The sequence below is a fragment of the Caballeronia arvi genome (assembly GCF_001544695.2).
GTDB lineage: Bacteria > Pseudomonadota > Gammaproteobacteria > Burkholderiales > Burkholderiaceae > Caballeronia > Caballeronia arvi.
Window position 1 is genome coordinate 1 of the sequence record NZ_FCOM02000126.1, and the last position, 8,365, is coordinate 8,365.

The following is an 8,365-nucleotide window of genomic DNA, read 5'->3' on the forward strand; positions in this document are numbered from 1 at the left end:
AACGCCGCGGTCGGATCGTCGAAGAACATCACACCGAAACGCGAGAACAGGATGTCGAACGCGCCCTCGGGCAGCTCTGCGCTGCTGGCGTCGGCCACCTGGAACAGGACCGGCGTATCCGGTGTCGCAAGCGCGCGCGCCCGGCTGATCAGCGGTTCGGATATGTCCACGCCGAGCACCTGGCCCCCCGCGCCGACGCAGGCGGCCAGAGCCAGACTCGATGCGCCTGCGCCGCAGCCGACGTCCAGCACGCGCTCGCCCGTCATGGGCGCGGCGGCTTCTATCGCGGCCTGGCCGAACACCAACACCATAGCGTCGAGCCGGGCCTGGTTGGCGACCCAGCGCTCCCCGCTTTGACCATTCCAGTCGGCCACCTGATAGGCATTTGGCTCTGCCATCTCATCTCCTTGTTCTGATTCGTTTTTAACTAGGGCGGCCTCAAAAGCGAGGTGCAACACCTGTCTCGTATAAGGTGTTGCAATGCCCAACAAAACTTCGTATCAGCAGCTTCAACCTGAAGAACGCCTCGCCATTGCAAGCCTGCGACTGCAGGATGTGAGCATTCGGGCCATGGCCCGAATGCTCGGGCGCTCGCCGTCCACCGTGAGCCGTGAACTGACGCGGAACAGTTCTCCTGCTGGCTACGCATCAGTGCCGGCTGAAGCGCTCAGCGCCGCCCGCCGTAGCGCGGGCCGGCGCCCCGCGAAGCTTTGCCTACAAAGCGTTTGCTGGCGGGTCGTGCTCACCCTGCTCGAATGGAAATGGTCACCCCAGCAGATATCGGGCACACTGAAGCGCATGTATCCGACCGACCCGACCCAGCACGTTTCGCACGAAACCATCTACACGGCCATCTACGCTCAGCCGCGCGGCGAATTGCGCCGCCAGTTGATTGCCTGCCTGCGCCACGGCCACAGCACCCGTATGTCCCGCACGCGCGGTACAGACCGACGCGGGCAGATTCCCGACATGGTCAGTATCCACGTGCGCCCGCCCGAAATCGAGGACCGCCTGCTGCCTGGTCATTGGGAAGGCGACTTTATCAAGGGCGCCGGAAATCAATCGTCTGTCGGCGTCTTGGTCGAACGGACCAGCCGTCTGGTGCTGCTCGCCAAGATGGAAGACGCTACCGCCGCTTCAGCGCTGGCGGGCTTCTCTGCCAAACTCAACTCGATTGCAGCACCGCTGCGACAAACCTTTACCTACGACCAGGGAAAAGAAATGTCGCGGCATCAAGAACTCTCTGCAGCCACTGGCGTGCGCGTGTACTTCTGCGACCCACATAGCCCCTGGCAGCGTGGGACCTGCGAAAACACCAACGGATTGCTCCGTCAATATTTGCCTAAGGGCACTGACCTCTCGGTCTACACTCAGGACGAGCTCGATGCCATCGCCGACAGCCTGAACAGCCGGCCGCGCGCAACCCACGCGTTCCATTCGCCATTCGAGGTCTTCACTGCGACACTTGCCTCAGCGAGCCAATCTCAAAGCGCTAAACATTAACCCCCCCGTTGCACTTCGGTTTGAAACCGCCTAGCTCCCCTTTGTTCGAGGCAAGGGGGAGCGGAACCGATGCCAAGGTGCGTATCGTCTCGAACAAACCCGCCTCCACCTGCGATAAGGCGCAATACCTGCGTGTGCTCGTCTCAAGCCTCGAAACCGGTGCCGCGGCGCCGGACCTCGAAGGACAACCGCTCCTGCCATTCCTTCAAACTCGACGATCCGTCCTTCACCGCGCCGATCTACGCCAACCTTTTCGAAGGCGACGACGCAACGGGAGAAGTGAATCTGTGCTCCCAAACCAGCATCGACTGCTGGGCGAAGATACCCGCCATCGCACCCTGCGATGATGCCTGGGTGACCGAGGGTAGGAAGGGCGTCGTGAGGTCGCCGGCGGCGTAAATGCCGGGCATGCTGGTTTGGCGGCGCTCGTCGACCTTGAGGGTGATGCCTGCGGGCGTATCGACCGTGGCGAGGCTGAGCGATTCATGCAGGCTTGCGGACGGCTTGTTGCGCGGATGGGCGAACAGGACATCGACCGCAATATTGCGGCGGGTATCGAGATTGACGGTGGCGATATGGCCGTTGTGATGGGCGATCTCGACGATCCGGCCATCGACGACAGGTATGTTGCGGCGCGCCAGATCGGCCAGGATATCGGGCGCAATGTCATGGCCATCGGCGAAGACAGTCAGCTTGTCCGTCCAATCGCGGAACAGCTTGACAGACTGGTGCGACTGCGGGCCGGACCAGACGAGGCCCCAATGCTGGCCGGCGACTTCAAAGCCGTCGCAATAGGGGCAGGGCACGATGGACGTGCCCCAGCTTTCGGCAAAGCCCGGAACATCCGGCATCTGGTCGGCGACGCCATAGCTCAGGATCAGGCGATGCGCCCTCAGTCTCTCGTTATCGTCAGTGACGACGCAGAAATCGTCGATGGCGCCAGACACGCTCTCGGCCCGGGCATTGACGAGCCTGATCGTTGGATAGCGCGTCAACTGCTGCCGCGCCTCGACCAGGATGTCCAGCGGCGGCTTGTGATCGTGGCCGAGCAAGCCATGCGAGTGGCCTGCAAAGCGGTTGCGCGGCCGGCCGGTATCGAGAACCGTGACCTTGCGGCGGGCACGGCCGAGCTGCAGGGCGGCGGCGAGGCCGGCAAAGCTGCCGCCGATGATGATGACGTCATCCATGGTGATGGGCTCCGTGTTGTGATTGGAGGGGCGGGCTGGGCGTGGTGTGCAATATCGTCCAGCGATACGCGCTCGAGACGGGCAGCGAGCAGGGTTTCGGCATCGGCGAGAAAGTCGCCGATCACTGTATTGATCGGCCGGACAATGCCGCATTCGATATCGCCGGGCGGCCCGGGGAAACCTGATTTGCAAAACCGGTTGAAACCTACCCTTGGCTTGCACATTTAAGATACTGCGTGGTATCGTAGTGCAAGAATTTGAATACTGTCAAGTACTGGAATTGTCGTGACCGAAAACAGCCAGGGCCGGCGCGGCCGGCCCGCCAACGAGGCGCTTCGCCAAACGATAGTCGACGCCGCCTGCGAACTCTTTGTGGAATTGGGGTTTCAAGCGACGACCATGGACAAAGTCGCCCAGCGGGCGAAGATATCCAAGCTCAGCATCTATCGGCACTTCGAGAACAAGGAGGCGCTGTTCAGCGCGGCCATGGCGGCCCACTGCCATCAGTTTGCACCACAGGCCCTTTTTGAAGGCGTTGACGGTTCGGCCGAAGATCAGCTCATGGCGGTGGGATCATCCCTGCTTCGCACGCTGTTGAGCCCCGACGTCCGCAGTGTAGAAGCCATGGTTTTGGCCGACAAGACGAATCAAAAGTCGTTAAGCAAGCTCCATTACGAAGCCGGGCCCGCCTATGTCATCGCCCAAATCGAGGCCCTGTTGCGTCAGTTGCACGCGAAGGCGGTTCTGAAGGTGCCTGATCCTCTCCGGTCCGCCCGCTTGTTTGCCGCGCTTTTCAAAGGATCCGATCTGCTGCTTATCACACGCTTCGATGAGGCGAGAGCAGAGGACAGCAACGAAATCGAATCCTACTGCCGGTCGGCCGTTGCCATGTTTATCGCCGCGCACGGTGGCATCTAAAGGTGCGCTATCGCGGCTTGATGAAGAACCCGCAGAGTTGCACACGCTGTTCGCTCTGAGCAACTGTGGATGACGCGCGAACCGCTGCATGAGCGCAAAGGCTGCCCGCGCGGGCAGGCAACCGGCGCCTTCCTTATGCCGAACGTCGCGCTGCATTCGAGCCAGGTGCCGCAGCGCTTCCACCGTCCGCCCTATGTGGATGGCTCAGTGCGGCAAAACGAGTTCTGAACACATCCCTAACCTTGCGGGCGCTTCCTTTCGATCTGGTGAACGACAAGCTGATTGGTTATAGAGAAATCAAACTTACGTTCGATAGCATCGAGGGTCGAGCAAGACGTCATCCTTGCACGGCGTAAGCCGCTTCACCAACTCACGGGTCTAAGCGTCCGCAGAGGCCGATGACTTGTCCTCCAGGCGACGGCACGGAATGACCGTTCCACTCCGATATCTACCCTTAGGACAGAGACTGCTCGACCGGCTGCAACGGGTCGTCCTGGTCCACTCAAAACCGCGACGGCGTTTCCTTCATCGACCACGCAACAGCGGCCATAGCAATCCAGCAGGAAAGCGAGTCTATGCGTCACGGCCCCACATCGTCGTCGGGCGTCGATCGGAGCCTTGAGGACATAGTACAAACACGGGATCACGTTGACGGATCGATTGTGTCGCCACCTGACCCACAGCGCCAGACAAGAGTTGGATCCGATCCACCAGCCGCGGTGCGAAGGTCTGTCTACGCAACTCGCACTGAGCGCCGTTAAATCCAATGTTTTCAACTGGTTGTTTGATCGCCGCAGCCGTTTGGCACGCACTTTGCCTTGGTTCTTATCGAGGAGTGGCGACGCCCTCAACACAATCCGATATTACTGACTGTTGAACTTATCCTTGGAGAATCAAAATGAACACGCTGGTTATCAAAGACCTTCCCATGGCCGTCGAGATGGATCGTACTGCAATGACCGCCGTCAGCGGCGGCAGGTTGCCGCAGCAGATCGTGAACATCATCCAGGCCGTTGGCGACTATGCAAGTGACGCTCCGACCCAGCACAGTTTCACTGGTAGTGGGGCTTCCGTGACGTACTAACAGATAGCTCAAGGCCCCGCCAACGAGGGGCTTCACTGAATTCGCTTCCGGTGCCTTTGACTGGGGTGCCGATACCGACCGTTCCGCCTCAACTTACGGGTTATCGTGAGCGTGAGCATTCTTCCTGAGGGCGTTTCGAGCGCTTCTCTTCACGATCAACGAGGTATTGGGCTTGGGTTCTCCCAAGCGTGCTCATTTTCTTGTCGCAAACAATGGCTCCCACGCGGACCGCGGGCGCGAAACACCATGACGACGGAGGTCTCACTACGTCAATCTTTAGGGCGGTCCTTGCCTGAAGAACCTGCTTGAAGCGTTAGCCCCCGCGCTCATGCACTGGTCACGGAAATTCAACTTTGTCGCCGCGATTCGGCGGTCTCCGTTACCGACATCGATCGTCAGTGCCGCTGTCGATAATTTTGACTGGAGCGGGCGGGGTTTGCTGCCGATAGACACTGATCGCTTCTATCCCAGAAGCGGAAGGGCACACGCGACCGCGCGATCGCACTGCCTTTTAATGTTGAGCGCTAGAGCAAGAACAATGAAGAACCTGACGATCCGGGCGCGGCTTGCGCTCACCATGGCTTTCCTCGGTTTTCTGCTGGCGCTCTCAGTCGGCTTCGGATTGTACGGCATCAGTGCTACCTACTCATCAGCCAAAGACATCTCTGACAATTCGCTGCCGGCAGTCAACGCCCTCGGCATATCGAACAACTACATCGCTCGCGCGCGACTTGCGCTCGACCGCTATGCGATAAATCCGGAGGACAAAGACGCTGGCGGACTGGTCGCGCGCGCCGAAGGATTCATGGGCCAATCAGACGCGTGGTACAGCAAGTATGACTCTCTGCCGCGAGGAGCCGACGAGGAGCCATTGGCAAAGAGCGTTGCCGAGTCTCGCGCCGTTATGCGGCAGGCAATCAACAGATTCGGCGCTGCGATAATAGCGGGCGACAAAGAGGCGATCGCCCGCATTGCTTTCCAGGATATGCCGATTTCATACACACGGTGTATCGAGGCCTTCGAGAAGCTGCAGGATTTTCAAATTGCCGATGCGAAGCGTCAGACGGCTGAGAGCGACGCCCGCGTGTCAACGCTGCGCACCGTTGGGGTGTTAGCACTGCTCGTGGGTGTTGCTACCGCGGCGCTCGGTTGGTTCTTCCTGCGCCGTGCCATCATGACGCCACTTGCCGAGGCGCTCAAGCACTTCGAGCACATATCCGACGGCGACCTCACCCGCGAGGTGTTGATTAAGACGCACAACGAGATGGGCCAATTGCTTGCCGGCGTTGCCGCTATGAAAGACAAATTGGCCGCCACTGTCAGCACTGTACGGCTGAGTAGTGAAGCGATTGCCAGCGCCAGTAAGCAGATCGCTGCTGGCAACACGGACCTGTCATCGCGTACAGAGGAGCAAGCGGCTTCGCTTCAAGAAACGGCCGCGAGCATGGAAGAGCTAACCTCCACGGTCAAGCAGAATTCTGAGAACGCCAAGCAGGCGAGCGGGCTGGCTGACAACGCCAACGTCGTCGCCAACGAGGGCAGCGCCATGGTCGGTCAGGTCGTCGACACGATGGCGGGCATCGAGGAGAGTTCCGCGAAGATCGCTGAGATCATCGGTATGATCGAAGGCATCGCCTTCCAAACCAACATCTTGGCGCTGAACGCCGCAGTTGAAGCGGCGCGCGCAGGCGAGCAAGGCCGTGGCTTTGCGGTAGTGGCAAGCGAGGTTCGAAGTCTCGCACAGCGCTCATCGGCCGCTGCGAAAGAGATCAAAGGCTTATAATTGAAACGTCCTGCAACCGCGTGCAAGCCGGCACGGAACTCGTCGCACGGGCAGGGGAAACCATGCAGCGCGTTGGCACCGCCATCCAGCGCGTGACCGACATCATGGGCGAGATCGCTTCGGCTTCGAACGAGCAGAGCCGTGGCATCGAGCAGGTGAATCAGGCCATCTCTCAGATGGACGAGGTAACGCAGCAGAATGCGGCGCTCGTTGAGGAAGCGGCGGCCGCGGCCGGTTCGATGGAAGACCAGGCGAAGCAGTTGACGGCAGCCGTCGACGTGTTCCGCACTGGGCGAACGTTTGCAATCGAGGCGACCATCCGTGCTCCGCAGACCGCAAAGCCCACGATTGGCAACAAGAGGCGCACATCGACGCGTGCCTTGAAATCGTCAGCCGCCCCGCGAAAGGCAGCAGTTGTTGACACGGCAGACGGCGACTGGTCGACGTTCTAAGCGTTCCCGGGAACCTCGATGGAAGAAGGAAGATTTCACAGATGGTGAATGCCAATACGCGTTTGTTGGTGGTCGATGACATGGCCACCATCCGAATCTGATCCGAAAAATGCTGAACTGGAATATGCCCAATATGGGCGGGTCGACGCGCCCGTGCTAACGGCTACATTGTGAAGCACGAGTCCGAACAGCAAGTCGGCATGGCGGTTCGAGTACGAGAGGTAGCCGACCTCTTCGATCACCAGGATGTCCGGCGTCGCGTACTGGTGCCGACGCCGACGTGGCGCCGAATCGCTGTCGAGCGCGGCAAGCAAAAGGACACGAGGACCGGCCGTCCCAGTAGCCTCGACGCGCAGAGCAGACGTCGCGTGCTGGATGCGCTGGCCTCGGGCACAACAGTCCCTGAGGTGGCCAGAGCCACGAACACATCGCGCCAGACCATTATGCGAATTCGCGCTCGGGGCTCGGGCTAACGTGATTGCGATTCTAAGAGCGGACGGTCTTTGCGCCGGAAGCGAAATGCCATTGGTGCGAAGATGGCTTCATGGCTCGGACGTATGAGCGCATAGCGACACTTCCGCGCTCTTGGGCGTTCTCACGCGCTCTTCTCTATCTCGATGCGGTCCGGGTAGAGACCAGTATCGGCGGCGGCCTGTTCTACTTCCTTTGTGGATTGAAAAGCACCTAGCTCGCCAATGACCTCCTCCCCAACAGAGAGCCGCCCGCCCCACAACGCGCTCGGAAGGCGATAGATTTGTAGCATCACAGGTTCGTCTTCGTCCAGTTTCATCATCCCTCCAGGAGAGCCGCGTGGTGGAAAGGTAGCACGAAGAACCAGATGCTGGGAGGATTTGTCGACCGCGAGAGCGCATGACGAGCGCATGACGAGCGCATGCCGACATGCGGGTTTCGGGAAACGCGCGTAGACCGCAAAGACTACTGAGCCGATTTGGAGCTCGCGCCTACAAACGGGTGTGGGCTACACCGCTGTGCTAGCTCTCATTTAAGCCGCGCAGTCTCTCGAAGAGGGCAGGCGGCGTCTTCACTGCACAATATGACGCGATGGGCGGCAGAGCGTGCGCTCTTGCTACGGCGCAGGCGTCTCCCATACTCAACTACATGTCCGAGACTTCACTTGGCAAACCAAGCTATTGTGAGCCAGGACCAAGTCAGGGTTTCGCGCAACGGCAATCAGCGCTGGACGGCGAACAATGCGACGCGATGTATGTTCCCGATTTGCAGGGGCCTCTATGAAGAACAGCAGCATCGTGGAGAGATGCGTTCGAGCTCGAATTGGCGCGTCGCCCTTCAGGCCAAAATCTGGAACTCTTCCAATGGACGAGCCGATCGGCGCCGTAACATGTAGTGGACTAGACTAAATCTGACAGTGGTCGGTTTTCTCGTGCGGGCGCGCGTTGACGCGGAGGGCGTTTAGCCC

At 59.9% G+C, this 8,365-nt stretch carries 8 protein-coding genes and 3 pseudogenes; 7 read left to right on the forward strand and 4 right to left on the reverse strand.

From position 1 onward, the window contains the following. Positions 1-398: class I SAM-dependent methyltransferase (locus AWB74_RS42825; RefSeq protein ID WP_143749489.1), on the reverse strand; the 398-nt coding region annotated here is incomplete at its 3' end. An 82-nt stretch (positions 399-480) separates the two neighbouring features. Between AWB74_RS42825 and AWB74_RS42830 the strand changes: the two genes are divergently transcribed. Both AWB74_RS42830 and AWB74_RS48945 read left to right on the forward strand, forming a co-directional pair. Beyond that, entirely contained in the window at positions 481-1,503 is a 1,023-nt protein-coding gene (locus AWB74_RS42830) for an IS30 family transposase (RefSeq protein WP_061152561.1), read from the forward strand. A 69-nt stretch (positions 1,504-1,572) separates the two neighbouring features. Then, positions 1,573-1,737: pseudogene (locus tag AWB74_RS48945) on the forward strand (hypothetical protein); the annotation flags it as partial. 5 nt (positions 1,738-1,742) lie between these two features. Here the strand turns inward: AWB74_RS48945 and AWB74_RS42840 are convergent. Next, on the reverse strand, positions 1,743-2,690 hold the full coding sequence (locus AWB74_RS42840) for an NAD(P)/FAD-dependent oxidoreductase (RefSeq protein WP_061152562.1): 948 nt from the start codon (positions 2,688-2,690) through the stop codon (positions 1,743-1,745). Between the two features lie 285 nt (positions 2,691-2,975). On the opposite strand from AWB74_RS42840, the gene AWB74_RS42845 reads away from it, so the two are divergent. The 4 genes and pseudogenes from AWB74_RS42845 to AWB74_RS42855 all read left to right on the forward strand — a co-directional run bounded on the left by AWB74_RS42845 (position 2,976) and on the right by AWB74_RS42855 (position 6,927). Further along, a complete protein-coding gene (locus tag AWB74_RS42845; protein ID WP_061152563.1) occupies positions 2,976-3,608 on the forward strand; it encodes a TetR/AcrR family transcriptional regulator in 633 nt (210 codons plus the stop codon). A 69-nt stretch (positions 3,609-3,677) separates the two neighbouring features. Then, entirely contained in the window at positions 3,678-3,836 is a 159-nt protein-coding gene (locus AWB74_RS46710) for a hypothetical protein (protein WP_160110396.1), read from the forward strand. 670 nt (positions 3,837-4,506) lie between these two features. Next, positions 4,507-4,692: a hypothetical protein gene (locus AWB74_RS42850; protein WP_061152564.1), complete on the forward strand. Its 186-nt coding sequence runs from the start codon at positions 4,507-4,509 to the stop codon at positions 4,690-4,692. A 538-nt stretch (positions 4,693-5,230) separates the two neighbouring features. Beyond that, positions 5,231-6,927: pseudogene (locus tag AWB74_RS42855) on the forward strand (methyl-accepting chemotaxis protein). Between the two features lie 176 nt (positions 6,928-7,103). Here the strand turns inward: AWB74_RS42855 and AWB74_RS47985 are convergent. Then, positions 7,104-7,262: pseudogene (locus AWB74_RS47985) on the reverse strand (AAA family ATPase); the annotation flags it as partial. Here AWB74_RS47985 and AWB74_RS48520 point away from each other — a divergent pair. Beyond that, positions 7,194-7,400, forward strand: a complete 207-nt coding sequence (locus tag AWB74_RS48520) for a helix-turn-helix domain-containing protein (RefSeq protein ID WP_327363264.1) — start codon at positions 7,194-7,196, stop codon at positions 7,398-7,400. The pseudogene AWB74_RS47985 and the gene AWB74_RS48520 sit on opposite strands and share 69 nt — an antisense overlap. Before the next feature lie 122 nt (positions 7,401-7,522). On the opposite strand, the gene AWB74_RS42865 is transcribed toward AWB74_RS48520, so the two are convergent. After that, the gene (locus AWB74_RS42865; RefSeq protein ID WP_143749490.1) at positions 7,523-7,717 is read right to left on the reverse strand and encodes a hypothetical protein; all 195 of its coding nucleotides are present in this window, start codon (positions 7,715-7,717) and stop codon (positions 7,523-7,525) included. Between the last annotated feature and the right edge of the window lie 648 nt (positions 7,718-8,365).

What these genes read in the sequence shown, in the direction of transcription:
- AWB74_RS42830 (WP_061152561.1), top strand. Translation starts at nt 481, where the DNA reads ATGCCCAACAAAACTTCGTATCAGCAGCTTCAACCTGAAGAACGCCTC.
- AWB74_RS42840 (WP_061152562.1), bottom strand. Translation starts at nt 2,690, where the DNA reads ATGGATGACGTCATCATCATCGGCGGCAGCTTTGCCGGCCTCGCCGCC.
- AWB74_RS46710 (WP_160110396.1), top strand. Translation starts at nt 3,678, where the DNA reads ATGACGCGCGAACCGCTGCATGAGCGCAAAGGCTGCCCGCGCGGGCAG.
- AWB74_RS42850 (WP_061152564.1), top strand. Translation starts at nt 4,507, where the DNA reads ATGAACACGCTGGTTATCAAAGACCTTCCCATGGCCGTCGAGATGGAT.
- AWB74_RS42865 (WP_143749490.1), bottom strand. Translation starts at nt 7,717, where the DNA reads ATGAAACTGGACGAAGACGAACCTGTGATGCTACAAATCTATCGCCTT.